Source organism: Chloroflexota bacterium (assembly GCA_035652535.1).
Taxonomy (GTDB): domain Bacteria; phylum Chloroflexota; class UBA6077; order UBA6077; family SHYK01; genus DASRDP01.
Window position 1 is genome coordinate 21,489 of the sequence record DASRDP010000152.1, and the last position, 26,391, is coordinate 47,879.

20 protein-coding genes are annotated in these 26,391 nt (G+C 67.0%); 11 read left to right on the plus strand and 9 right to left on the minus strand.

The window, feature by feature from the left end:
* Positions 1-28: 28 nt before the first annotated feature.
* From VFC51_18785 to VFC51_18800, 4 genes are all read left to right on the plus strand, one after another.
* Positions 29-2,266, plus strand: a complete 2,238-nt coding sequence (locus VFC51_18785; GenBank protein ID HZT09073.1) for a response regulator — start codon at positions 29-31, stop codon at positions 2,264-2,266.
* Positions 2,263-3,417: a chemotaxis-specific protein-glutamate methyltransferase CheB gene (gene cheB / locus VFC51_18790; GenBank protein HZT09074.1), complete on the plus strand. Its 1,155-nt coding sequence runs from the start codon at positions 2,263-2,265 to the stop codon at positions 3,415-3,417. The genes VFC51_18785 and cheB overlap by 4 nt, the downstream gene beginning before the upstream one ends.
* Positions 3,414-5,141, plus strand: coding sequence for a response regulator (locus VFC51_18795; protein ID HZT09075.1), 1,728 nt, complete (start codon positions 3,414-3,416; stop codon positions 5,139-5,141). The genes cheB and VFC51_18795 overlap by 4 nt, the downstream gene beginning before the upstream one ends.
* Before the next feature lie 86 nt (positions 5,142-5,227).
* Positions 5,228-7,837 carry a response regulator gene (locus tag VFC51_18800; protein ID HZT09076.1) on the plus strand — a complete coding sequence of 870 codons (2,610 nt, stop codon included), beginning with the start codon at positions 5,228-5,230 and terminating at the stop codon, positions 7,835-7,837.
* Positions 7,838-7,882: 45 nt separating this feature from the next.
* Here the strand turns inward: VFC51_18800 and VFC51_18805 are convergent, their stop codons facing one another.
* Positions 7,883-9,175: a Rieske 2Fe-2S domain-containing protein gene (locus VFC51_18805; protein ID HZT09077.1), complete on the minus strand. Its 1,293-nt coding sequence runs from the start codon at positions 9,173-9,175 to the stop codon at positions 7,883-7,885.
* Positions 9,176-9,305: 130 nt separating this feature from the next.
* Between VFC51_18805 and VFC51_18810 the strand changes: the two genes are divergently transcribed.
* Positions 9,306-9,605: a hypothetical protein gene (locus tag VFC51_18810; protein ID HZT09078.1), complete on the plus strand. Its 300-nt coding sequence runs from the start codon at positions 9,306-9,308 to the stop codon at positions 9,603-9,605.
* 64 nt (positions 9,606-9,669) lie between these two features.
* Positions 9,670-10,587 carry an EamA family transporter gene (locus tag VFC51_18815; GenBank protein ID HZT09079.1) on the plus strand — a complete coding sequence of 306 codons (918 nt, stop codon included), beginning with the start codon at positions 9,670-9,672 and terminating at the stop codon, positions 10,585-10,587.
* A gap of 13 nt (positions 10,588-10,600) precedes the next feature.
* Here the strand turns inward: VFC51_18815 and VFC51_18820 are convergent, their stop codons facing one another.
* The 8 genes from VFC51_18820 to VFC51_18855 form a co-directional block, all read right to left on the minus strand.
* A complete protein-coding gene (locus VFC51_18820; protein ID HZT09080.1) occupies positions 10,601-10,897 on the minus strand; it encodes a DUF6295 family protein in 297 nt (98 codons plus the stop codon).
* Between the two features lie 12 nt (positions 10,898-10,909).
* Positions 10,910-11,701 (minus strand): dienelactone hydrolase family protein, encoded by a 792-nt coding sequence (locus VFC51_18825; GenBank protein ID HZT09081.1) that lies wholly within the window; start codon positions 11,699-11,701, stop codon positions 10,910-10,912.
* Between the two features lie 76 nt (positions 11,702-11,777).
* Positions 11,778-12,233: an ester cyclase gene (locus VFC51_18830; protein ID HZT09082.1), complete on the minus strand. Its 456-nt coding sequence runs from the start codon at positions 12,231-12,233 to the stop codon at positions 11,778-11,780.
* A gap of 124 nt (positions 12,234-12,357) precedes the next feature.
* Positions 12,358-12,582, minus strand: a complete 225-nt coding sequence (locus VFC51_18835; protein HZT09083.1) for a DUF433 domain-containing protein — start codon at positions 12,580-12,582, stop codon at positions 12,358-12,360.
* A 48-nt stretch (positions 12,583-12,630) separates the two neighbouring features.
* Entirely contained in the window at positions 12,631-12,987 is a 357-nt protein-coding gene (frdD, locus tag VFC51_18840; protein ID HZT09084.1) for a fumarate reductase subunit FrdD, read from the minus strand.
* Positions 12,988-12,991: 4 nt separating this feature from the next.
* Positions 12,992-13,393 carry a hypothetical protein gene (locus VFC51_18845; GenBank protein HZT09085.1) on the minus strand — a complete coding sequence of 134 codons (402 nt, stop codon included), beginning with the start codon at positions 13,391-13,393 and terminating at the stop codon, positions 12,992-12,994.
* Entirely contained in the window at positions 13,393-14,154 is a 762-nt protein-coding gene (locus VFC51_18850; GenBank protein ID HZT09086.1) for a succinate dehydrogenase/fumarate reductase iron-sulfur subunit, read from the minus strand. The genes VFC51_18845 and VFC51_18850 overlap by 1 nt, the downstream gene beginning before the upstream one ends.
* Before the next feature lie 74 nt (positions 14,155-14,228).
* Complete coding sequence (locus tag VFC51_18855) at positions 14,229-15,962, minus strand: FAD-binding protein (protein HZT09087.1); 1,734 nt, start codon at positions 15,960-15,962, stop codon at positions 14,229-14,231.
* A gap of 413 nt (positions 15,963-16,375) precedes the next feature.
* On the opposite strand from VFC51_18855, the gene VFC51_18860 reads away from it, so the two are divergent.
* The 5 genes from VFC51_18860 to VFC51_18880 all read left to right on the plus strand — a co-directional run bounded on the left by VFC51_18860 (position 16,376) and on the right by VFC51_18880 (position 26,386).
* The gene (locus VFC51_18860) at positions 16,376-19,357 is read left to right on the plus strand and encodes a YfhO family protein (GenBank protein ID HZT09088.1); all 2,982 of its coding nucleotides are present in this window, start codon (positions 16,376-16,378) and stop codon (positions 19,355-19,357) included.
* Complete coding sequence (locus tag VFC51_18865; GenBank protein ID HZT09089.1) at positions 19,347-22,460, plus strand: NPCBM/NEW2 domain-containing protein; 3,114 nt, start codon at positions 19,347-19,349, stop codon at positions 22,458-22,460. Before VFC51_18860 ends, VFC51_18865 begins: the two co-directional genes overlap by 11 nt.
* A 48-nt stretch (positions 22,461-22,508) precedes the next feature.
* On the plus strand, positions 22,509-24,590 hold the full coding sequence (locus VFC51_18870; protein HZT09090.1) for an APC family permease: 2,082 nt from the start codon (positions 22,509-22,511) through the stop codon (positions 24,588-24,590).
* A 349-nt stretch (positions 24,591-24,939) separates the two neighbouring features.
* A complete protein-coding gene (locus VFC51_18875) occupies positions 24,940-25,818 on the plus strand; it encodes a hypothetical protein (protein HZT09091.1) in 879 nt (292 codons plus the stop codon).
* Positions 25,819-25,936: 118 nt separating this feature from the next.
* On the plus strand, positions 25,937-26,386 hold the full coding sequence (locus tag VFC51_18880; protein ID HZT09092.1) for a cupin domain-containing protein: 450 nt from the start codon (positions 25,937-25,939) through the stop codon (positions 26,384-26,386).
* The last annotated feature ends 5 nt before the right edge of the window (positions 26,387-26,391 follow it).

Sequence of the window (26,391 nt, forward strand, 5' to 3'; positions counted from 1 at the left end):
AAACGAGGGGGAGCACGAGGCTAGAACCATGACGGGGAGAGATGCGCAGCTCCGAGAGCGCCTGATGGCCACGTTCAAGGCCGAAGCAGAGGAACTGAGCCACGTTCTGATGGCGAACCTCAATTCGATGGCGCAAGGAGCGTCGGGCGAGGCGGGGCGCCAGCTCGTCGAGTCGACTTTTCGGTCGGCGCACACCCTCAAGGGCGCGGCCCGCTCGGTGGGTATGCGCCAGATCGAGTCGCTCTGCCAGTCGATAGAGACGATCCTTCGGGGCCTCACCCGCGACGAGGTGCAGCTTTCACCCAGCCTTATCTCGCTTCTCACCGAAGGCGTGCGCGGCGTCAGCCACCTCCTCGCCGGAGACGACGCCGCCTTCCTGGAACCCCTCGTGGCCAGACTCGACGCTGTCCCGCGCGGAGGTCAGCCCGGCCCCGATGGCGCCGACGCCTCGTCGGCCGTCCCACCGATGCCGGAGGCGCAGGCTGAGGCATCGGCCGCGCGCCCGGCCATCACTCCGGACACGCTGCGCGTCGCCCGGTCCAAGCTCGACGCCCTCTTTTTCCAGAGCGAGGAATTTCTCCTCCACAAGCTGCGGGCCGCGGAGCGCCGGAGGAGCGCGGAGGTGTTGGCCGAGGTGCTCACCCAATGCCAGCGCGATGGCAACGCGGCGGATATCGCGGCGGCCGTCTCCCTCGTGCAGCAGCTCGTGAGCGACTTGCGCGCCGACGAACGGGACGTGGTGCACGCCGTCGATGCGCTGCATCGTGAAACGCGCCAGCTCCGTCTAGCGCCGGCATCGGTGATTCTGAACGTCTTTCCCGGGATGGTGGTCGACCTCTGCGCGGAGCAGGGCAAGGTCGTGGATCTTGCGATCCAGGGATCCGAGATCGAAGTTGACCTGCAGATCCTCGAGGCGGTGAAGGACCCCCTCATCCACCTCGTCCGAAATGCCGTCGACCACGGCATCGAAGCGCCACCGGCGCGTCAGCGCGCGGGGAAGAGCGATCGGGGCCGTATCGACTTGAGCGTGGGCATCGGATCCGATGGTCGCGTCGAGTTCTCTGTCCGCGACGATGGGGCGGGGATCGATCCGGCCAAAGTCCGCGCCGCGGCGGTTCGCGGAGGCTTCCTGAAGGCGGAGTCCGCGGAGGCGCTCGCCGACGACGCTGCGGTCGACCTCCTGTTCCTGTCGGGCCTCAGCACGAGCAGCGTCATCACCCAGATCTCCGGCCATGGGCTCGGACTGGCCATCGTCCGCGAGCGCGTCGAAGCCCTGGGCGGCTCCGTCCGCGTCGAGAGCCAGGTCGGCGTGGGGACCAGCATTCGGCTGGCGCTGCCGGCGAACGTGGCGACCTTACGCGGACTCCTCGTTCGGGCCGGCGGGTCCTCGTTCCTCATCCCCCTGGACGCCGTGCAGCGGATAATCCGTGCCGATGAGCAGACCATCCAGCGCGCCGAGGGCCGCGACGTGATGGTCTTGAGCAATCGGGACGTCGTTCCTGTGGCCGCGCTCGCGCAGCTCCTGAGCCTGCCGGGCGGCACGGCGAACGGCCGCTCGGGGCGCGCCAACGGCCAAGCCACCCCTTCGTTTCGCGACGAGTTTGAGACGACGGCCCAGCTCGCCGTTCTCTTGAAGGTCGCCGATCAATCGGCCGTCGTGCTCGTCGATGCGATCGAGGGCGACCGAGACGTTCTCGTCAAGGAGATGCGGCCGCCGATGGCGCGGGTGCGACACGTCCAAAGCGCGGGGCTGCTTGGAAGTGGCGAGCTGGTCTTGAACCTCCGACCAGGCGATCTGATTCGGTCCGTTCGCTCGAAGCCGTCGATGGAACCTCGGCGAGCATCGGAAGACGAATCGCCGCCGCCGTTGATCCTGGCCGCGGACGACTCCATCACGACGCGGTCCTTGATGCGGAACATTCTCGAAGCCGCCGGCTACCGGGTGCGGGTCGCGGTGGACGGCATGGATGCGTGGACGACGCTGAAGAGCGAACGATGCGATCTCCTCGTCTCCGACGTGGACATGCCGCGCATGAACGGCTTCGAGCTGACGGCCCGGGTGCGGCGCGATCCCGCCCTCGAGTCGCTCCCGGTCGTTCTCGTCACGGCCCTCGATTCGCGCGAGGACAAGGAGCGAGGAATCGAAGCCGGCGCCAACGCCTACGTCGTGAAATCAGACATGGAGCAGTCGAACCTTTTGGAGATCATCCGTCGGCTCGTTGATTCCCCGAGCGTCGGCGGGTCCGGGGGGGTGGCTCGCCGATGATCCGCGTCGTCCTCGTGGAAGACTCGCCGACGACCAGAGAGTATCTGACATCGATCCTGGATGGCGATCCCGAGCTTCGCCTGGTCGGCACGGCGCGCGATGGCTCTGAGGGAGTCCAGCAGGTCCTCAGCCTGAGGCCAGACGTCGTGCTCATGGACGTCCACATGCCGCGCATGGGCGGCTACGAGGCCACGCGCCAGATCATGGAGCGCGCGGCAACGCCCATCGTGCTCATCAGTGCGAGCTTCAACGCGGCCGAGGTGGCGATGACCTTCCAGGCGTTGGAAGCCGGCGCCCTCACCGTCGTCGAGAAACCGGCCGGCCCAGGGGACCCGTTGGCGGACGAGTCGGCGCAGAAGCTGCTCCAGACTCTCCGACTCATGGCCGAGGTGCGCGTCGTCCATCGCTGGCCGCGGCGAAACGGCTCAACCGGCGGCGCAACCGGCCCCGCTCTGACGAGCGGCAACGACCCAACAGCCGTCGATGGTCGGTCGGAACAGGCGCACGCGATCCTGCTCCCGAGCCGGCGCACCCGCCTCATCGCGATCGGCGCATCGACGGGCGGCCCCAATGCCCTGTCGCGCATCCTGGGCGCACTCCCATCGGCCTTTGACATCCCGATCATCGTCGCGCAGCACATTACGCCGGGCTTTGTCGATGGGCTGGCCGACTGGCTGGGCCAATGCACGCCGATGAGGGTGAAGATCGCGGAGTCGGGAGAGCCGCTCCGAGGCGGCACCGTGTACCTCGCGCCGGCCGATTGCCACGTGGGCGCCGGCCCGGGCCGCATTCGACTGAGCAATGGGCCGTCGGACGACGGGTTCTATCCATCGGCGACTGAGCTGTTTCGTTCCGCCGCCCTGGCGTACGGACCTTCGGCCGTCGGCGTGCTCCTCACCGGCATGGGCCGCGACGGCGCGGCTGGCCTCCTGGCCATGCGTCGAGTCGGCGCACTGACGATTACCCAGGACCGAGAGAGCTGCGTCGTCTACGGAATGCCCGCGGAGGCCGTTCGGCTCGGCGCTGCCCAATACGTGCTGTCGCCCGAGGACATCAGCGTCCTCCTGGGACGTGTCGCCAGACAGAGGCCCGGCTACGACGCGCCCGTCCCACCGTCCGACGCCCTCGAGCGTCCGGGCAGCCGCCCATGACCGAGCGCATCCTCGTCGTCGAAGACAGCCAGACCCAGGCGGAGCTGGTTCGCCTCGTCCTCGAGGACGAGGGCTACCAGGTTGTCGTCGCCGAAAATGGCCGGGTGGCGTTGGAGCGAATCAAAGAATCGCCGCCAGATTTGGTGCTCTCCGACATCATGATGCCTGAGATGGATGGCCACGAGCTGTGCCAGGCGATGAAGGCCGACGAGGGCACGCGGGTCATCCCGGTCGTGATGCTGACCTCGCTTCAGGCCCAGCACGATCGGATTCGAGCCCTCGAGAACGGCGCCGACGATTTTCTGAGCAAGCCGGTGGACCCCGACGAGCTGGTGGCGCGCGTTCGGTCGCTCCTTCGCCTCAAAGCCGTGTACGACAAGCTCCTCCAACATGACCAGCGCGAGACCCAGCGTGTGCTCGTAGCGGAGGACAGCCGCACCGAAGCGGAGAACCTTCGCGCACTCCTCGAAGAGGCTGGGTACGAGATCGAGCTGGTCACCGATGGCCGCAGCGCCCTCGCCCGCGCCCGCGCCGCCCCGCCGGACCTCGTCCTCACCGACGTGATCATGCCCGAGATGGATGGCGTCGCCTTCTGCCGGGCGCTGAAGGCTGCCGATGCGACGCGGCGCATCCCCGTGATCATGCTGACCTCCCTCCAGGAGCGGGGAGATCGCATCTTGGCCCTCGAGGCCGGCGCCGACGATTTCCTCACCAAGCCGATCGATCGTGCGGAGCTGCTGGCCCGCGCCCGATCGCTCCTCCGTCTGAAGGCGTTGCACGACCAGCTCACCCAGCGCGGCGACGAGATCGCGCGCCAGGCCGAGGAGCTGGCCAAGACGAACGCCGAGCTGGTCCAGCTCACCGTCGAGCTGGAAGATCGCGTGGCGGCTCGGACCGCCGAGCTCGAGTCCAAGACGGAGGAGCTGAAAGCGACCTCGCAGCAGCTCTGGCAAACGGCCAAATTGGCGACGATGGGAGAGCTCGCGGCGAGCGTGGCCCACGAGCTGAACAACCCGCTCGCGACCGTGAGCCTGCGCATCGAATCCATGCTGGCTTCGACCGCCGAGGATGACCAGCGGCGGCGCTCCCTCGAGATCGTCGACGCCGAAGTCGAACGCATGGCTCGGCTCGTCGCGCGGCTCCTGGAATTCAGCCGGCATACCGAGCGGCAGATCAGCACCATCGATCTCCCATCGGAGATCGCGAACTCCCTCGAGCTGGTCCAAGGGTACGTCCGTAACCGCCGCGTAACGCCGGTTACGGAGTATGCGTCGGGCCCCCTCACGATCCTCGCCGATCGTCAACAGCTCCGTCAGGTGCTCTTGAACCTCATCACGAATGCGTGCGATGCGATGGAGTCCGGAGGAACGCTGACCATTCGCGTCTATCGCGAAGATTCAGCCGCCGTCCAGCTCGCTCCTGACCGCCGCACCGACAACGGCGGTCAGGAAGGCCGTCCGACCGTCGTCATCGAGATCGCGGACACAGGGTCTGGGATCTCGCCGGCCGATCTGGCACGGGTGACGGAGCCGTTCTTCACGACCAAGCCCGAAGGGAAGGGCACCGGCCTCGGGCTCGCCATCTGTCGGCGGATCGTGCAGGAGCATGCCGGGAAGCTCGAGATCGCCAGCGAAGTCGGCGTCGGCACGACGATTCGCGTAAAACTTCCCGCCCCGGAGACGGGCCCGAATGGAGGCGGTCGCGGCAACTATGGACCAGCATAACGGAGCAGACCGACATCTCCGCCGACGCTGCGCGGGCGGCGGACGGATTCGATCGCGTCCGCTACGCGGATTGTGAGGTGGGCCGAGTGGTAGGACAGCCAGCATTGGGGCGCGTCCTGGTCGTCGACGACGAAACTGAGCTGATGTCGACCCTGTGCGAGATGCTCTCCGCCCAGAACTACGAGGCGGTGGGCTACACGTCACCCAAGGAGGCCTTGGACGCGCTGACGGAGCAAGACTTCGACCTCCTGTTGTCCGATCTCAGCATGCCGGAGATGGACGGCATCGAGCTGCTTCGACGGGCCCTCGAGCTGGACCCGCTCATCGTGCCGGTCATCATGACCGGCCAGGGATCAGTCCAGACCGCGGTCGAGGCGATGAAGAGCGGCGCCTTCGACTATCTGCTGAAGCCTTTCAAAATCAGCTCACTCCTTCCGCTGCTCAGCCGATGCATGGACGTGCGTCGGCTTCGCCTCGAAAACGTCCAGCTCCGCGAAACCCTCGCCATTCACGAGCTCAGCAAGGCCGTCGCCATGACGCTCGACCTGAACTCGATCCTCAACAAAGTCGCGGACGCCGCGGTGCAGCAGTGCGAGGCAGACGAGGTGTCCATCATGCTGCCGACGCGCGATGGCCGCGAGCTCTACGTTGCGGCCGTCCGCGGCGCCCAGCGCGACCACATCCTTGGCCAACGCGTGCCCTTCGATCGCGGCATCGCCGGGTGGGTCGCCCAGCACCTGGAGCCGCTGACATTGACCGGGGAAGTGAAGGATCCGCGCTTCACCTCCGCACACCCGCGACCGGAGATTCGGTGGGCCATCTCGATGCCGATGATGGTGGGCGGCAAGCTCGTGGGCATTCTCAACGTGAACGCGCTGCAGCGCCGCGCGTTCACCCTGGGTCAAGTCAAAGCCCTGAGCATCCTCACGACGACCGGCGCCGCCGCGCTGGAGCACACCGGCCTGTATCTGGAGGCGCGCGAGGCTGAAGCGCGCTACCGTTCGATCGCGAGCCGCCTCGCAGCCATCAACGAGTTCTCCCGGGCCGTGGGAAGCACGCTCGATCTGAAGAGCCTCTTCGGCATCATCCTGCACCACGTCTCCGCGCTGACCGAGTGCCGCTCGTGCAGCATTGCCCAGCATGACCCCTTCTCGGAATCGTTCCACGTGGTCGCGTTCTGGGAGCGCGACGGCGGCGCCGTTGTCGGTGAGCCCGACGGCGCGGAGGAGCGGGTCGTGGTCCAGGCGCCCTCGGAGGTGGGTGAGATCCGAGGCCGAAGCCCTATCGTCATCGAGGATACGCGCCAGTCGGATCAAGATCGCGTGCGGCGATTTGCCGAGCAATCGGTGCTGTCGCTGGTCTCTGTCCCGGTGGAGATCAATGGACGGCTCTGGGGAATCCTCAGCGTGGGATTCGAAGAAGTCAACGCGGCAACGCCGGACCGGGTGGAATTCCTCGGCGCCATCGCGTCCCACCTGGCCGTAGCCATCAAGAACGCGGAGCTGTACAGCCAGCTCCAGGACGCGTACGACGAGCTGCACGAAACGCAGCGGCGCGTGGTCCAGCAAGAGCGGTTGAGCGCGCTCGGTCAGATGGCCAGCGGCATCGCCCACGACCTCAACAACGCGCTGGTGCCGGCCCTGGGGTTCACCGAGCTGCTCCTCGATCGCCCCGACGGCCTCGACGATCACGACAAGGTCCGCGAGTATCTCAAGCTCGTGCAGACCGGCGCCCAGGATGCCGCCAAGATCGTCGGCAGGTTGCGCGAGTTTTACCGGGAGCGGAAAGACGATGAGGTCTTCGCCCCCGTCAGTCTCAACGTGATTGTCGAACAGGCGGTATCGCTGACCCAGCCGCGCTGGAAGGACCAGGCGCAGGCGAAGGGCGTCACCATTCGCGTCGTCACGGACCTCGCGAACGTGCCTCCCATCCTGGCCAGCGGAGCGGAGCTGCGCGAAGCAGTGGCGAATCTCATCTTCAACGCCGTCGACGCCATATCGGAGAGCGGGACGATCACGCTGCGCACGCGCCATGATGGCGGCTCGGTGTTCCTCGATGTCGCGGACACCGGAGTGGGGATGAGCGAGGAGGTGCGGCAACGCTGTCTCGAGCCATTCTTCTCGACCAAGGGCGAGCAGGGCACAGGTCTTGGTCTGCCAATGGTCTATGGCATCGTGCAGCGACACGAAGGAAATGTCGAAATCGAAAGCGAGGAGGGTGTCGGCACGCGATTCAGCCTCGAGTTTCCCGTGCCTCGTGGCGCGGGAGCCGCGGATGATGACACCGCCCCCGGCCTGCAACAGAACCAGCTCCGCGTGCTTGTCGTGGACGACGAGCAGATGGTTCGCGAGGTTGTCGCCCAGTACCTGGCCAGCGACGGTCACACGGTTGAGACGGCGTCCAACGCGGCGGACGCGATGCAGCTCTTCAGCGAATCCGCGTTCGACCTGGTCATCACCGACCGAGGGATGCCGGAGATGACCGGCGATCAGATGGCCGGGGCGATGAAACAGACCCACCCCAACATCCCGATTATTCTGCTCACGGGGTTCGGCGACCTCATGCGGGCGAGTGGTGATCGGCCCTCATCGGTCGACGAGATCGTGAGCAAGCCCGTGCGAATCGCTGTGCTCCGGCAATCGATCGCGCGGCTCACCGCTGATCGAGCGGACGCCCGCGCCCGCCAGTCCGACTGACCCGGCCGCGATGACGGACCGGCGGAAGGCCCGCGGGCAGGCCGTCTATCCGGCCCGCTGCTCCGCGAGCCCACGCTCCGCCGTCAGATCTTCGGCGGTCAAGGCCATGTGCGGGAAGTGCCCGTGCCAATCCGACCCATCGTCCTCGATGACACCGTAGGTCGCGTTGGCGTGGCGGAAGTCGTTCCGCTCGAAGTCCCGGACGAGGTGCGGCGGCTCTCTTCCGTCCTGCAACGCCTTGATGGCATCCAGGAGGTACCGGCGCACGGCGATCACTCCTTTGTCGCTCGCCCCTAGGTGCTCCCGGCTTCGATCGAAGAGAGGCCCCATCGACTCGGTCGCGCAGGAGTCGTGCGTGAGGAAGTCGGTCATCCCGGTGAAATTGACGGCGCGCTGCATCTCGCGGTCCTGAAGGTAGTGGTTGTCCGCGTTGGGAATCCGTCGATAGTCCGGACCGATCACCAGGCGACGATGGACGTCGGCGTCGGTGACAACGCGACTTCGACGAAAGCCAAAGTCGAACCGCCAACTGTGCGTGTCGTCGATCGGCGTGTAGAAGTGCACTTCGTACCCGTCGAGGTTTCCCGACGCGTCCCGGGTGCCAACCGGGACCGCCACCCCGACCGGCATGATCTGAGCCGAAACGCGGACGTAGCGCTTGCCGGGACCCGCCTTTCGCGTCGCGATGAGTCGCATGCCGAAATCGGCTTCCTCGGTCTCATAGGCCGGCGCCGAGTCACTCTGGTACAGGCTTTGGTCGCCATCGCGGCTAAAGGTCCGGTGGAGGAACGAGAGGTGCGAGGAATCGCACTCCCCCTCGAGCCCCTGCAGATAGTTGCACGACTGGTACGCCTTGGTCACGTACGTGTGGTCAGTCGGAACCTGGGTCCAATCGTAGTTGGGGAACAGCGGCATCCGCTCGCGCGGGCCCAGATATGCAAAGATGATCCCGGCCACCTCGTGAGTCGGGTAGGCGGGGTGGCGGAGCTTCTCCTTGAAGCGGCTGCCGGCCGGCTCGGCGGGCGTATCGACGACGTGGCCCTCGACATCGTACTTCCACCCGTGGTAGACGCAGCGGAGCCCGCACTCTTCATTCCGGCCGTAAAACAGCGACGTGCCGCGGTGGTGACAATGCTCGTCCAGCAGACCGATGCGGCCGTTCGTGTCGCGAAACGCCACCAGCTCCTCGCCCAGGATCCGGACTTGGACCGGCGGCGAGTCCGGCGTTGGGATCTCCTCGGTGAGCAGGGCCGGGATCCAATACCGTCGCATGAGATTTCCCATCGGAGTGCCAGGCCCGGCCCGAGTGATCAGCTCGTTTTCTTCCTTCGACAGCATCTGCCCTTTCCTCCTTGGCGGTTCGGGTCCCGACGGGTAGCGGTGCCGGTAGTGTAGCGCACGCCGCTCCTTGGCTAGCGGGACGTCCGTGTACCATCTTGGAGTAGCTCGATGCGAAGGACGCGAACCCGTGGCACGTCGCAGACGACGCTCGTCACCACGACCAATCCCTCCGCTTCCCCGCGCCGTCGAGCGCGGGCATCCCGCGCCGCCGGCGCGCGGGAGCATCGCGCCGACGATCGTGTGGGGCGTCGCGGCGTCGTTCACCACCGCGCTCCTGGTGATCGTCGCCCTCCTGCCGTTCTCCCAGCCGCACCTCCCCGGAACGCGCTGGAGATTTGCCGGAATGATCCTCATCCTCGCAGTCATTACGCTGGCGCTTGCCCTGAAGGCGCTGCAGGCATTCCTTAACTGGAAGGACCCCGACTGAGCGCGCGGTGCACGGCGCCGACGGCGCGCAACAACCCGCGCCGGTGGGGCCGGCGGCGAACGACGTGACGGCACGCTCGGCGGCGCAGATTGGCTCGCACGGGCTCGACCTCGCCGGGCTCGTCAACCTCGCCGTCGTGTATCTCGGATGGAGCGGCACGTACGTGGCGATTCGCTTCGCGGTGCGCGAGGGGTCAGGATTCCCGCCCTTCAGCCTGATCGCCGCGCGGCTTCTCGTTGCCGGCGTCGTCCTCCTCGGGTGGGCCGCGGCGCAGCGGGACCGCATCCGGCCGACCGGGCGGGAACTTGCCGCCCTCACCGTGTCGGGCGTGCTGCTCTGGGGCGGCGGAAACGGCCTCGTGGTGTGGGCCGAGCAGCGCGCCGGCGCGGGGTACGCGGCCCTGTTGATCGCCACGACCCCGATCTGGGCATCGCTGATCACGGCCCTCCTGAATCGGCGACCTCCGACGCCCCTGCTCGCCGCCGCGCTCGTGGTCGGCTTCGCCGGCGTGGCGACCCTGGCCGCCCCGGTCCTCTCCGGCGGCTCCTCAGCCGACGTCTACGCGCTCCTCGCCCTCTTGCTGGCTCCGGCGACGTGGGCCTCGGGGTCCGTGCTCCAGGCGCGGCGGAGCGTGCCGATGTCGTCCATCGCGACCGCCGCGCACCAGCATCTGATCGGCGGGGTCCTCTTCGTCGGGCTCGCCCTCGTGGCACGGGAGCCGATGCCCAATCCGACGATGGAGGCGTGGCTTGGGTGGGGGTACCTCGTCGTGTTCGGCTCCTTGGTGACGTTCACGTCGTATCTGCGCGCCCTCAGGCTCCTCCCCACGAGCGTCGTGATGACGTACAGCTACGTCAACCCCGTGGGCGCCGTCGTCCTGGGTGCGCTCCTGCTCGGGGAAGCGGTGTCAGGCTGGACGGCCGCCGGCGCGGGCCTGGTCCTGCTCGGCGTCGCTGGTGTGTTTCGCAGCAGGCCGGCGTGATGAAAGCTGATCTTCAGGGTTGCGGGACCGCCCCCACCAGGCCCGGCTCGACGACGTTCTCGGCCTCGGCGGCCTTGAGCGCGGTCAAGATCGCGAAGGCCAGATCGCGGGCCGATTCCGCGCTCAGCTCAACCGCGACGCGCGCACCTGGGCCCTGCGCCTCGTTGACGAAGTCGATGAGCAGCGCGTGGTCCAACGGCGCCGAGACGGGATGATCGAAGGCCACGTGGGCGCGATTGAGCGGAAACCAGCCAAGCTGGCCCTTGGCGCTCCCGGCGAGATCGGCATGCTCGACGATATAGGTGCACATCGGTTCCTCTCCTCAGCGTGCGGCGGCGCCGACCGCCGCCGGCGCTTCTGATTCAGCAGTCAGATACCGACGGTAGAAGGCCAACACCTTGCTCCACCCATCAACCGCCTGTTCCGGCCGGTAGCCCGAGCGGTCCGCGGCGAAAAACCCGTGTCCCGCGCCATCATACCGGTGAAACTCGTAGTTTTTGTTGTACTTCATCAACTCGTCTTCGGTGCGGTTCACGTGCGCGGGAGATGGGTTCGGATCGTCGTTCCCAAAGATCCCGAGCAGCGGACAGCTCAGATTTTTCGTGAGGTCGAGCACCTGGACCGGCTGCTTTGGGTTGATGTCGCCGGGTCGGTCCGCGACCACGCGGCCGCCCCAGCAGTCGACCGCCGCGTCGATGCCCGGTACCGTGCATGCCACCAGGTAGCTGTGGCGCCCACCCGAGCAGAAGCCGATGACGCCGATCCGGCCGTTATGGTTGACGAGGGTTCGCAGGTACTCCATCGAGCCCTTGACGTCCCCGATCACCTGGTCGTCCGATACGCCGCCAGCCGCCCGCGCCGCGGCCGTGACGTCGTCCCAGCTCCCCGGGCCGAATCGACAATACAAATGGGGCGCGACCGCCGCGAAGCCGTTGTGCGCCAACTTACGCGCCACCTCCTTGGTCCAGGAGTCCCAACCGGGCGCGTGGTGAATGACGACGACTCCGCCGACTGGGCTCGGGCCCAGCGGGCGCGCGACGTACGACTCGATCACGTCGCCGTCGTACCCCGGATAGCAGACCGTTTCCGCAATCATCCCTTCGTATGGATACACGATCGCCTCCCAGCCAACCGGACCGAAATTCGCGCCCATTATAGGACGGACACGGTGCGCGCCTCTTCGGCAAGCGCTAGACGGAGGATCGAAGAGGCTGGACCGGACCGATCTGAAGGAGCATGCCCAGCTCATCGCGGCTGACCCACTCCTCCGCGATCCGCCCGTCCTCGAAGCGGAAAATCGCGATGGCGCTCCAGCTCACTGACTTTCCAGCCGCCGCGACCCGCCCGATGCGCGTGTCCCAGTCCGCGCGGTGCACGACGCGGTGCATGATACGCGCCACGACCCGATCCGCCTCAGCAATGAGGTCCTCGATGGCCGAGTGGAACTCGGCGTAGACGCCAGCGTTCCGGAGGAAGCCTGCGCGCAGCGCCTCCCGGCCCCGGATCGGTTGGGCAAGCTCCGGCCGATGCACCACGCAATCGGCGATAAAGAGGTCGTCGATGAGCCGCGGGTCCCGCACATCGAGCCGCGCGAAGTACTCCCGCACGATCGCCTTGTTCCGCTCGAGAATGTCCAAGTCGTTCATCCTGTCGCTCCACGCGGAGAGCCCCGGAGCATTGTCAACGGATTTGGTCGTCAGTACTCGCCCTGGGACGCCGAAACGCGAAGTGTCTCTTCCGGTTTCGCTCAGCCCTTGTGGCAGGCACTCATTAGGCAGAATGCGCACGGGAAAGCAGAGCTTCCTCCGCTTCCGACAACCCACCCATGGCCTGCTCTCGGGGGACGGTTGGGAAATCAATCAGGAACTCGTCGAGGGACTGCCCGGATTTCGGGTAGTTCAGAAGAGTCTGGACGGGAACCCGTGCACCGACAAGGACAAGCATCCCGCCAAGGATCTCCGGGTCCCGGGCCGTGTAATGTGATGGCTGGCTCACCGCGTCATCTCCGCTGCAGTCCCGGCCATCATAGCGCGCGGATGCGCGTCAGAGCTTGATGAGCGTCAGCGCGGCCAGGATCGTGCCGACGACAGCGGCGCCGTAGCAGAGGACCGCGATCCCCATGCGACCGCCACGCAGCCCGAGATCGAAGACGAAGTAGCGGAACCGATGGGCCCAATGATAGAGCGGCAGCGAGATCAGCACAAAGAGATACAGCTTCACGATGGGGTTTCCGAGGAGGGCGACGACGTGGCGCGCGAGCACCTCCGGGTTCACGAGTCCCAGCGGCGCGGCGATCCCCTGGATCAGGATGTGGATCGGGAGGAGCATGCCGATGACGCCGGCGCCCGCCATGAAGAGTCCCCACCAGAAGGGCTCGATCGTGTCGATCTTGTATCGCATCCGCCTACCCCATCAAGAGGATGGCGCCGATCACGATGGTCGCGACCGCCCACCCTACGAACATCACGCCGTTGAGCTGACCAGACGGGACGACCTGCTTTCCCATGCGCAGGTGTACGAGCGTTCCCGTGGCCGTGAAGGCCGTCCAGGCATGGTAGAGGACAAACGCGAGCGCGATGATGCTGAAGACCAGCCATCCCGGAGAGCGGAAGGTGGCCGCCCACGCGGCCGGGTTCCGGCCGTTCCCGGCGAGCTGAACGAGAAAAGCCACGACCCACAGCGCGGCGAATACGGCGGTCACCTCGCGGATCATGTACCTGATATAGTCGCCATTCTTGAGCCACCACCCCGCCGGCATGTGCCACGGATAGCCGGCCGGGCGCCGAACCGATGACTCCCCGTGCATCAGCGGTTCCCCCACGGCATCAAGATCGACCTGAAGAAGTCGTTCGTGGTCGCGAGCTTGGTCCGCTGGATGGCCGCCGCCGGGTCCACGTGCTTCGGACACACCACCGTGCACTCACCCACGAAGGTGCACTCCCAGATCCCCTCGGAGCTGCCGACGTACCCCATTCGTTGATCGCGCCCCTGGTCGCGCGAGTCCATGTTGTATCGGTGCGCCAGGGCGATGGCGGCCGGCCCGAGAAAGCGCGGCTCCATGCCGTACACCGGACAGGCCGCATAGCACAACATGCAGTTGATGCACATGCCGAACTGCCGGTAGTCGTCGATCTGCTCGGGCGCCTGGCGGAACTCGTTCCCCTTGCCGACCGGCGCGGAGTCAACGTCCGGCCGAATGATGTACGGCTTGATCTCTTCGAGCTTGTGCATGAAATCGTCGATGTCCACAACGAGATCGCGAATGATGGGGAAGTTCGCCAACGGTTCGACGCGGATCTCACCCGGGTAGTACTCCCGCAGGAACGCGGCGCAGGTCAGCCGGGGGGTCCCATTGATCATCATCCCACAGCTCCCGCAGATGCCCATGTGGCACGACCAGCGGAACGAAAGGGTCCCGTCCTCTTGGTCCTTGATGTACTGAAGGGCGTCCAGCACCACCCAGTCCTCGTTGTACGGAACGTCGTACGACTGTGTGATCGGGTCCCGATCCTGACCGGGGCGATAGCGCGTGACGGTCAACTTCACTGTGCGTGTTTGCGTAGCCATTCAACCTCCGTCGTGGACGCGTGGCATCGCGTCGCTCACCGCCTTCGGTGACCAGAGACCCCTGCGCCGACGGCTCAGTAGACGCGCTCTTTCGGCGCCAGCTCGTGCAGGACCGCTCCCGGCCATTCCAACACGGCCTCCTGCCACTCGACACGCGGCCCATCGGGCGTACGGAAGACCATGCTGTGGGCGAGGAACCTTTCGTCGTCTCGCTTGGGGAAGTCCCGCCGCGCCTGGGAGCCGCGCGACTCCTCCCGGAGGATCGCCGGCGCGACAACCGTCTCCGCGATGTCCAGCAGGTTCTCCAGCTCCAAGGCCGCGGTCAACTCCGTGTTGAATACCTTGCTCGTGTCGTCGAGTCGCACGTGACGGAATCGCTCCTGGAGCGCGCGAACGTCTTCGGCAGCCTGCATCAGACCCTCCTTCGTTCTGTACACGCCCACGTTGCGCTCCATCGCTTGCTGGAGGTCCGATCGAATGAGCCCGACGCGCTCGTTGCCGTCCGAACGGTCGATGAACCGCGCGATCACGTCGCGCTCGGCGTCATCGGCCTGGGCGTCGAGGGCGGGGCTGGGCGGGGTCGTGAGCGCCTTCGCGTACTGCGTCGCGGCCCGCGCGGTCCGGTGGCCGAAGACGAGGCACTCCGTGAGGGAGTTCGACCCGAGCCGATTGGCGCCGTTCAATCCCTCCTGCGCGCACTCGCCGCACGCGTACAGCCCAGGGATCGACGTCTCGCCGTCGAGGTTGGTTCGCACCCCGCCCATCATGTAGTGCACGACGGGACGGACCGGGATGGGCTCGCGGACCGGGTCGATGCCCACGTAGTTCTCCGCTAGCTCCCGGACGAAGGGCAGCTTCTGGTTGATTTTCGCCTCGCCAAGGTGCCGCAGATCGAGAAGGAGGTACTCGCCGAAATGTCCGTGAATCCCCCTTCCAGCAGCGAACTCATCCATCATGGCGCGGGAGATCATGTCGCGCGGCCCCAGCTCCATTCGGCTGGCCACCGCCGAGTTCCGGAGGAAGCGGTCGCCATCCTTGTTGATCAAGTAGCCGCCCTCGCCGCGCGCCGCCTCGGTGATCAGAATCCCGGTGCCCGGGAGCCCCGTCGGGTGGTACTGGGGAAATTCCATGTCTGAGAGCGGCGCACCCGCGCGGTAGGCTAGCCCGAGTCCGTCGCCGGTGTTGATGAAGGCGTTCGTGGTAAAGGCCCAGAGCCGACCGCAGCCGCCGGTCGCCAGAATCGTGGCCTTCGCCGAGAAGTGCCGAAATTCTCCCGTCCGCATGTCGAACGCCACGACGCCGCGACACACGCCGTCGTCCACCAGCAGCTTCGTGACGAAGTGCTCGTCGTAGCGATGGATCCGGTCGAACCGGAGCGTCGTCTGGAAGATCGCGTGGAGGAGATGGAACCCAGACTTATCGGCTGCGAAGAGGGTGCGGTTGACGCTCATCCCGCCGAAAGCGCGCACGCTCACCGACCCGTCCGGTTCGCGGCTCCAGGGGCATCCCCAGTGCTCCATTTGGATCAGCTCGTTGGGCGCCTCGTGAACGAAGTACTCGACGACGTTCTGGTCGGCGATGAAGTCGCTTCCCTTGACGGTGTCCTCGAAGTGGAGCTGCAGGCTATCGCCCGTATCGTCGCGGACCACCGCGGCGGCTCCGCCCTCCGCCGAAACCGTGTGGCTGCGCATCGGGTACACCTTGGAGACAAGTCCGACGCTCAGGCCCTCGCTGGCGGCGGTGATCGCCGCCCGAAGCCCCGCCAGTCCGCCCCCAATCACGAGAATGTCGTGCGTGATGCTTTCCATCGGCGCTCCGAAACACGATCGCTCCCTGCGTCGGTGCAGGGGCCTCGTCCAGCCGGCGCAGTCAACCGCGGACGGACGTGGAAGAACCACCTGTGGACTGAGCCACAACATGATACCGCAAAGGCGCGGAGCGGCGCTCCGCGCCAGCGGCGGCGAACGCGCCTCTTAGGTTATTCTTACATTCGCCGCGCGCTGGTCCGCCGTCTCTGCGCGATTCGCGCACAGCTCACGATTCGCGCATAGTAAGGAGGACGGCGCTCGCCTTCGCCGTTGGTGCTGCACCTCGTCGCTTCGGAGGCCGCCTCATCGTCCGCTGGCTGCGCGCGTCAAGCTCCGGTGTTGTCGCGGCGCTCATCTTCCTCGGCGCCGCGCTCCTCTTTCATCTCCCCGCCTGGCGGTATGGCCTGATTCCAATGGAAGACGACGTCAAAGTCTTCTACTTCCCGCTGGTCGTCGCCACCACCCAGGCGCTGGCCCACGGCACGCTCGCGCTCTGGACGCCCTCCGTATTCGGAGGCTACCCGCTCTTCGCCGACGGCGAGGCAGGCATGCTGTACCCGCTCCACCTGATCGCCTATCGGCTGCTCGCTCCGGAGACCAGCATCGTCGTTTTGCGAATCGTCCACAGCTTCATGGCCAGCGGCTTCGCATATCTTTTCGCGCGCGCTCTGGGCGCGCGCCCCGTCGGCGCGGTGATCACCGGCATTACCTACGCCTACAGCAGCTTTGCGGCCGAGCAGATCATCCACACCAATATGTTCGAGGGGATGGTCTGGCTTCCCCTCGAGCTGGCGTTACTCGAGCGCGCGCTCCAGACTGGCGGGGCCGCGCGCTATCGATATGCCGTGCTGGTCGGCGCCGTCGTCGGCATTCAGGCCCTCGCCCTCCACATCCATGTGACGATGATGAGCGCCGTCGCCATCGGGGTGTACCTCGGCTACCGCGGGCTCGTCGTCGGCTGGCAGGGGAGCGATCGCCGGCGCGGCCTTCTTCGCGGGCTCATCGCCGCGGCCACGATCCTGGCCATCGTCGGGACTATCGGGATCGGGCTCGGAGCGATCCAGCTTCTCCCCCTCGACGAGCTGGCCCAGCAGACGTACCGCGGCAGCGGGCTCAGCGAGTCGCGCGCTTCGGTCAACAGCATCTGGCCCGGCGGCCTCCTCACGCTTCTCCTTCCGGGCCTCTTCGACACGGCGAAAGGCGGCTTCTGGGGGCCCTGGGTAAAGTGGGAGACCACCGTCTACGTTGGGATGATGCCGATGATCCTGGCAGTCATCGGCGTGACCGCGCGATCCGGGCGGCACCGATGGTTCTTCGCCGCCGTGGCCGCGGTGTCGCTGGCCCTGGCGCTCGGCGCCTACGCGCCCGTGCGCCTCTGGGACGCGTTGCACGATCTTCCGGGCTTCGAGTCGCTCCAATCGCCGGGCCGATTTACGCTGCTCTTCTGTCTGGCCGTCGCCGTGTTGGCCGGCTACGGGGCAGATTGGCTCGCCGAGTGCGACACCGCTGGTCCTCGGCGCTTTCGATACACCCGCGCCGCCGTTGGCGCGGCTGCCGGCCTCGCGGTCGTGCTGGGCATCGCAAAAGGGCTCGCCATCGCCAGCGAGCGGATTGCCGACATCAACCTTAACGCCCCCTCCCCCATCGACCAGTACCTGCACCTCCCTGGCATCCCCGCTAACGTCGATGACGCCGAGCTCACCGCCCAGCGCGTGCGCGACCTCGCGGCGCACGCGCTCTTCCCCGGGACGGTGACGACGGCTAGCCAGCTCTTGCTGGCGAGCGCAGCGGTGGCGATCGTCGGGCTCTGGCTGCTCTCGGGAACGGAACGGGCGCGGCGCTTGCGCATCGCCTGCGCCGCCCTTGCCACCTGCCTGACGTTCGTCGACCTTTGCGCCCTCGGGCTCACAGCTCACCCATTCGCGCCGATCGCCAGTCTTCGCCCGCGCCTCCCCGCCGTGCTGTACCAGCCGGTGGGCGAGCAGTACCGCGTCTATACGCCGCCGACCACCGAGGACAAGCGCACCCAGGTGGAGCCCAATCGGCTCCTCGCGGCGGGCCTCCAGGAGGCGAACGGCTACTCGTCGCTCGAGCCGGACCGCCACGCGGCCTACGTGGCGGCGGTGCAGTACACCGACAATCAGCTCCTCGACCTCTGGAACGTTCGCTACGTCGTGAAGCGCGTTCGCCAACAGCTCTTCCCCAGCTACGCCGGCGTCAGCTTCCATCCTCAGCGGCCGCTCCTGAGCGGGAAAGACGAGGGGGCGGACGGCTCCCTCGTCCCGGATGGCGGCGCGGCCTCCGCGCGCGAGCTCGATGTCGTTTCGGCCATGTGGGACGCCGCGGACGTTCCGAATGGCAAGACCATCGCCAAGATCAGGGTCCGGAACGCCGAAGGCGACGTCCGCGAGTTTCCCTTCGTCGCGGGGCGCGACGTTTCCGACGGCGCCATGGACGTGCCCGGTAATACGCGGACCTTTGCCCACGCGCGCGCGACCGTCGCGTTTCAGTACCAGCGTTTCAACCCGGACGGCGATGCCTTCGGCGAGCAGCTCTACTTCACTCGCATTCCGATCAACCCGCCTATGGCCGTGACAAGCGTCACCGTGGACCATCTCGACGGCGTGGGGGCGCTCGAGGTGTACGGCGTGGGGCTCGTTGATCCAAAAACCGGTGACGTCACGCAGGCCAGAGACAAGCGCAAATACCACCTCGTCTATCGGGACCAACAGATCCAGGTCTTCGAGAACAGCCAGGTGATGGACCGCGCATTCCTCGTGGACGACGGCTTGATCGCGCCGCCCGGCCGCGACGTGCTCGCCTGGATGCGCGATGGCACAGTTGAGCTTGCGCGAAGCGCGATCCTCGAATGCGGCGGTGAGGCCGCCTGCGGCGCAGGCGGGTCCGCGATCCCCCACCGGCCGCCGGGCGCCAGCGAGACGCCCCCCGGTCACGCGCGCATCGTCTCCTACGCCAGCGATCGGGTGGTCGTCAATGCGGACGCGACGCACTCGTCGATCCTCCTCCTCACCGATCCATACTTCCCCGGATGGGTCGCGGAGATCGACGGCAAGCCCACGGCGATTCTTCGGGCGGACTACATGTTTCGCGGCGTTCTCGTCCCCTCTGGCTCGCACGTGGTGACCTTCACCTACCGTCCGATCTCCGTCGCGTTCGGGTTTGCCGGTACACTCCTCACCGGAATTTGCGTCCTGGCTTTGTTTGTGGTTCCTGACATCGAGCGCCTCCGCCGACGCGCGGGCTCGGCCATCCGTTCGCTCAAGCCACGAGCCGTCCGCCAGCCGGCTCCGGGCTATGCGCTGTCCTTGCCGAGCGACCCAGCCTCCCAATCGATCTTCCGCGCCGGCTCGCCCCACGACCTCCGTGAGACGTGAGGCGACTCCGCCACCGTCCCTGATGCTGAACAACGGGAGCAGACAAACACGCCGTGAGTCGTCGTTCTCCGTCGTTCGACAGCCGCTGGTCTTCTTGATCCCTCCCCTCGTCATCGGGCTCGCCCTCATCGTCGCGGCGAGTCGGGTTATCGATGTGTCTCCGCGACCCCAACCCGCTCCGCCGGCCCTCCCGCTCCCGCCTCATCGGTCGATCCCACCCGACCGATACGTGCCCCTCGGCGACATCCCCTGGCGCTCCGCCACGACCGGTTGGCAGGTGCTGGCCGACCGCGACGGCCCGATCCTTGACTCGTCTTTCACCTACGACGCGATGTCCGTCGCCGGGCAGACGTTCGATCGCGGCATCGCCACCTACCCGTTGTCGGACATCGTCTATGAGCTCGATCCCCACACCGTACGGTTCAGGTCGAGCATCGGGGTGACGGACGATTCAGCCGGCGAGGGCAGCGTTCGCTTCTCGGTGTACGGAGACGACCTCCTGCTCTACGCCAGCGCCGTGGTGCGGGCCGGCACGGAGGCCGAGAGCATCGACGTCGACATCGAGGGGGTGCGCCAGCTGCGCCTCGTCGTGGACGATGCCGGCGACGGGTCCCTCGGCGACTACGCCCTCTGGGCCGATCCCCAGCTCGGCGTGATCGATGCCCAGCTCGACACATCGACCCCGTCGGACGTCGCGCGCGCGATCCAGGAGCAGCGGGGGCGCGACGCCAGGTCCGAGGCCGATGAGGAAGCGCGCCTCCGCGATCGCACGGCAGCCGTTCGCTCCCTCTTGAGCCAGCGACTCCCGGCCGGCTCGGGCGCCCAGGCCGCGATCGACGGCGGCTCCTCGTCCGCGCTCCTGGCGAACCAGCAGATCGGCGTCGCTCTGGGTTACGGCGGCCAGCAAAACGGCCGACTTACCGTGCTCGATCGAGACGCTTCCCTCCCAGTCTTGCTCGACGTATCCCCGCGCATCGTGCTGGAGGACGGCTCGACGTTCGCATTGACGACCCTCCAGCCCGACTCCGTCGGGCAGCCGACCACCATCCGCATCGACGACCCATACCAAGGAGGGGGCGCGCAGGTTCGGGCGCGATTCCGGGTCGGGACCGGGGGCGCTCTCGACGTGGCGCTCACCGTGTTCGACACGGGCCGGGCCCTGCGCCTCGGCTTGTCCTCAGAGGGCGTTCGCCTGCGCGCGGTGCAGTATCTGGATCCGACGACCGGTTCGGTCGTCCTCGGCGACGACGCCCGGTATCTCACGGATCGGTCCCATCTCTATCAGGGCTCGATCTTCCCGGATGGTCGCGTTCGGCGCGCACCCGTCGAGGCAACGGAGCCAGCGCTCCTCTGGAGCGATGGGGACCAGCGAGGCGTACTCTTCGCCCTCATGGACTACGTGCCGTCGCCCCTGTGGCTCTCGATGGAACGGGCGCAGGGTCGCCGCGCGGCCTCCGTTGGACTTCAATTAACGGCGCAGCTCGATGACTTCGGTCCTGATGCGGCGTCTCCGCCGCCCCTCACCATCGAGCTGACCAGCGGGCCCCTCGGCGCTGGCACCTTCCAGCTCCTCCGATCGATCGCCGCAGCGCGTTATCCCCAGGAGCCGCTCCCGCCCGGCGCGCGGTTCCAGTGGGGAAGCTGGTACGCCTACGGCCCGGGCGTGGACGCCGACGGCTTCGTCCGGCAGGCTCGCCTCCTGGCGAACCGATTCGGCGACCTCGGACGCTGGCAAATGCTCCTCGACGCCGGCTGGTACGTCCAGTACGGCCGAGAGGACGCCGAGCTGGGCAACGTTGACACAGCCAAGTTCCCGAACGGCATCGGCGCAGTCGCGGACGCCGTGCACTCCCTGGGCATGGACCTCATCCTCTATCTCGGCACCGGATTCGTCCACGACAGCACGGCGAACGGCGGCGAGTGGCTCGCGCTCACCGGCCTGATCCACCAGCATCCCGACTGGATGATTCCGTTTCAGACCGTGCCGAGCCCCGTGCATCGGTACCTGCTGGACTACAAAAACCCCGCGGTGCAGGACTACGTCGGGGGCGTCGTTCGGGACATCCTGGCCGTCCACCGCGCGGATGGCATCCTCGTCGACGGCCTTGCGGACGCGGAGGGCCAGCTCATCCCCCGCACTGAGCGCGATTCGCCCACCGGACCTCCGCATCCCCTGCTCCCGACCCTCGACATTTACCGACTCGTGCGCACCGCCGCCGATACGGTGAATCCGAACGCCTTTATCTCGGGCGGCTGGCTGAATCCCCTCGCCGCCGACCCCGACGCCCAGATCTTCTTCTATGCCGATGAGAGCGATCAGATCGACGCGCCGTACCCGTTCCCGGGATTTCTTCAGAAGCTCGACTATGCCCTCTTCAACATGGTCGCCCTGAACCAGCGGACGTACGTCGGCGCGGCGATGGGCGAGCCGACGCGGCCCGACGCCCACTGGTGGATTCAGGCTTCTGCCGCGCTCGGTGTTCCCGCGATTGTGGATCTCAACCTGGACCGCCTCGATCCAGCCACCGTTGCCGCCTTTCGTGCCGACCTCCGAGAGGTCGATCCGTCGTCCGGAGTGACGCGATACATGCAGGGCGTCTTCCCGCCCGCGTTCGCCACGACCCGCGACGGCGTGACGTATTTGGGGGTCGTCAACCGCGCGATGACAGATCAATCCATCTCGCTTTCACTGGACCAGCTTGGGCTCGTCAATGGTCAGTACACGGCGCTCGACGCGTCCACCGGGCAGGGGCAGAGTGTCCAGGGAAGCTTCGCGGTTGACATGCCCGGACGAAGTTTCCGCTACTTCGTCCTTCGCCCAGATGCCGGGCTCCTGCGAACCGATAGCTCGGCGACCATCGAGGTTTCGGACCAATCCGCCGGCATCATCTCCATCGCCGTGCAGGGGCCGAGTGACGTGCCCGGCTTCGCGCAGATCGCGGCGCCTGAGCCCTCCACCGTGTTCATCGACGGCGCCCCCGCGACGCGTGTCGCCGACCCGGCTGCCGCCATGGCCACCGCCGGAACCTACGCGTTCGATGGGGGCATCGTCACCGTTGGCTACGCCCATCGAGGAAAGCGCCAGGTCCAGGTGCGCTGGTAGGCTCCTGTACAATCCGGACCGGGGAGCGAAGCGGAAGCCGAGGAGCAATTGCAGGACCAGGAACGCACGGACGCGCGGCGGGAAACAAACGGCCGGGTTCGTGCTGACGGCACCGGCCGGGCGGACGCGACCCACCAACCGGAAGCGGACATCGAGTACCGCCAGTTCGTGCGCGGGAGACGATCTGGCGAGCAATACGTACGCATCGTCCGAACCTCGACCGGCATTCGGCGGCGCGGTCGAGGGCACCTGGAAGCGACGCGCGAGGTCTTTCGCCCGCGACACCCGATCGGGCGGTTCCTCGCCTACACCAAGCAGATTCTCCTCGGCGAGCCGCTCGCCACAGCCCAGCTCGCCCACGAACGTCTCACCAAAGTCAAAGCGCTCGCGGTCTTCTCCTCCGACGCGCTGTCCTCGTCGGCATACGCGACGGAGGAGATCCTTCTCGTGCTCGTCCTCGCGGGCACCGGCGCGCTCAGCCTCACGATCCCCATCTCCATCGCCATCGCGACGCTGCTGGCCATCGTGGCCTTCTCTTATCGCCAGACCATTCGCGCGTATCCCCAGGGGGGCGGGAGCTACATCGTCACCAAGGACAATCTGGGGACGTGGCCCTCCCTGGTGGCGGCGTCGGCGCTCTTGATCGACTACGTGCTCACCGTCGCCGTCAGCATCTCCGCCGGCGTGGCGGCGGTGACATCGGCTATCCCCCCTTTGCTCCCCTACACGGTCGAACTCGCCGTCGGCTTCGTTATCCTCATCACGCTCATCAACCTGCGGGGCGTTCGCGAGTCGGGCACGATCTTCGCGGCTCCGACGTACCTCTTCATCGGCTCCATTGTCCTGATGCTGGTCGCCGGCATCGCGCGCCTGGCGATCGGCGACTTGCCACCTGTCCCGGCCCGGGAAGTCGTGGCCAGCGAGCCGCTCACCGTGTTCCTGGTGCTCCGCGCCTTCGCCTCCGGGTGCGCAGCCCTCACGGGAACGGAGGCGATCTCCGACGGCGTGCCCGCGTTCAAGCCGCCGGAGTGGGTCAACGCGCGGACCACGCTTTCGTGGATGGCCATCATCCTCGGGGTCCTGTTTCTCGGTATCTCCGCTCTGGCCCGCGCGCTCCAGATCGTTCCGCTCGAGGACGAGACCGTCGTGTCGCAGATCGCCCGCGCGGTGTTCGGGGATACCCCGCTCTACTATGTGACGCAGGCTGCCACGATGGCCATCCTGGTGCTGGCTGCCAACACGAGCTTCTCCGACTTCCCGCGGCTCTCGTATTTCCTGGCGCGGGACCACTTCCTGCCGCACCAGTTCCAGTTCCGCGGCGACCGGCTCGCCTTCAGCACCGGTATCCTGGCCCTCGGCCTCGTCTCCATCGCAGTCGTGGTCCACTTCGGCGCCGAGACGCACGCCCTGATCCCGCTCTACGCGGTGGGCGTGTTCACGGCGTTTACCCTGTCCCAGGCGAGCATGGTTCGACGATGGTGGACGCGCCGCGAGCCCGGATGGCATCGGAGCATGATCATCAATGGGATCGGGGCGACGGCGACGGGGATCGTGGCGATCGTGATCGCCAGCGCCAAATTCGCGCACGGGGCGTGGATCGTCCTCGTGCTGGTGCCGATCCTCGTCATGATCATGCGCGCGGTCAATCGTCATTACTCGGCGGTCGCCGAGCAGCTCGCCATCGAAGACGGGGGTGAGGAGGAGCTGGCGGCCATCGCCGAGCCCACCAAGCCCGCGGTCATCGTCCCCGTTGCAGGCCTCGACCGCGCCACCGCCCACACGATCGCCGTGGCGCGCTCCCTTTCGCCCACCATCACGGCGGTGCACGTCACGGATGATCCCGAGGAGGGCCAGGAGCTGCAGCGTCGCTGGGAGGAGACCATTAAAGATGTCCCGCTCCTCGTCCTCGACTCCCCGTATCGATCGCTCGTCACTCCCCTCCTCGCCTTCGTCGACGCCGTTCGCCAGCGGCCCGGCACCGGCACCGTTCTCGTCGTGCTGTCGGAGTACGTTCCTCGGCACTTTTGGGAGTACCCCCTGCACAACCAATCGGCGCTCCGTCTCAAGACCGCGCTCTTCTTCCGCCCGAACACCGCGGTCATGGACGTGCCCTACCACCTGGAGCGCTGATATCGCCCATTCACAAGCGCGGGATATGATGAGAGAAGCTACCCTCGTGAACACCGTCCGCGCGATGTCGCCCTAGCGGCATGGCCCGTCATCCTGAGCCAAGCGAAGGATCCATTGTGGCAGGCATTCGTCCGGGCATGCTTCGCCCGCCGGCTCAGAATGACCGTGTCCATCCGGCCCGCTAGCGGCGTCTACGAGAGCGCGGACGGGAAGAAAGGAGAAGGGCATGCTACCCGTCAACCTCAGGCGAGGCTTTTGGCATTGCGCCTCCATCGCGGCGCTCGGGGGGCTTCTGCTCACAGCGAGCTTCGTTGCGGAAGGAGCGAGGGCGCAAGGAGGACCGACCGTCATGGCGGCGCCCGACGGCATGGGCGGGACCCTCCTCACGGACGGGAGCGGCTGGACGCTCTACGCCTGGGCAGGCGACGCCCCCGGCGTCAGCAACTGCTTCGACGCCTGCGCGGACGCATGGCCCCCGTACGTTGTGGAGGGCGACCTCGTCGTGCCCGGCGACGTGCCCGGGACCGTAGGTGTCATTGATCGTGGCGATGGGAGCTGGCAGGTCACCATGGAAGGATGGCCCCTCTACTACTTCTCCGGCGATGCTCAGCCTGGCGACGTGAACGGAAACGGGATCGTGGGATTCGGCGCCGGCTGGCACGTGGTCGCCCTCAGTACCGCATCGGCCCCGCCGGCTTCCTACGGCATCGCGCCATACGGCGGCGCACCTGCCTCGATGGCGCCCCCGCCCTACCTCCCCCCGCCCAGCACGCAGCAAGCCGCGCCCCCGCAGCAGGCCCCGCCGCAGGCGTCGCCACCCAGCCCCTTCTACAATCCCTATGCGCCCAATGCGAGCTACAGCGGTCCATCGATCCAACAAGGCAGGCCGCTGGGCACGGCTCCGATCTACTCGGCGCCATACATCCCCAGCGGGTACTCGCAGACCCTCACCATTGTCGCGCCCCCCAACGGCATCGTTTCGCTAACTTGGGTCGCCACCCCAGCCGCCCAGTCGTATCGGATCTACGATACGCTGTCGACGCAGCCGCTGAACTTCAGCGTCGCGCGCACGGTGTCCCAGAGCATGGGCCAGCTGGTGACCAACGCGATCCTCACCGGGCTCACGCCGGGCGCAACCTACTTCGTCCAGGTCCGCGCCGTGGACCCGAATGGGCTGGAAACCGTTACGCCGGCCTCAGCGCTGACGGGGCCGATGCTGGGGAGGTGACGGGCGGGTCGAGCCGCGCCCGCGCAGCCCTATAATCTCGTTCCCAGCCATGCGGACAGGCCGGCCATCGACGATTGACCTGTGACGCCATCGGGTGTCGTCGGGAAGGAGGAAGAGGATGGCGATCGAGACGAAGCAAGCGGCCGAGGTGTACGACCTGCGGACTCCGTACCTCGAGCAGGGGCGCACGACAGACGTGCGGGCCCGGACCGATCTGATGACCGTGACGGTGAAGGTCTACGCCGAGGGCGGCGAGAACGCGATGCACAACCACCCCACCGAGGACCACTCCTTCATCGTCCTCGAAGGGGAGGCCACCTTCTTCCTCGAATCGGATGACAACCCACGGGTCGTGCGGCGGTACGAGGGCGTGATGCTGCCCAAGGGCGCCAACTACTGGTTCAAGAGCACGGGCGAGGGGAATCTGGTCATGGTGCGCGTCGGAGCGTCGATTCCGGGGGCGGCTCGCGGTCGGCTCACGCCAGAGGGCAGAGACATCCCGGGCGACTCCGTCGAGAACAAGACGGTCGAGCGGATCGAGCGCCCGGGGCCTGGCTTCGGCGCCTGAAAGCG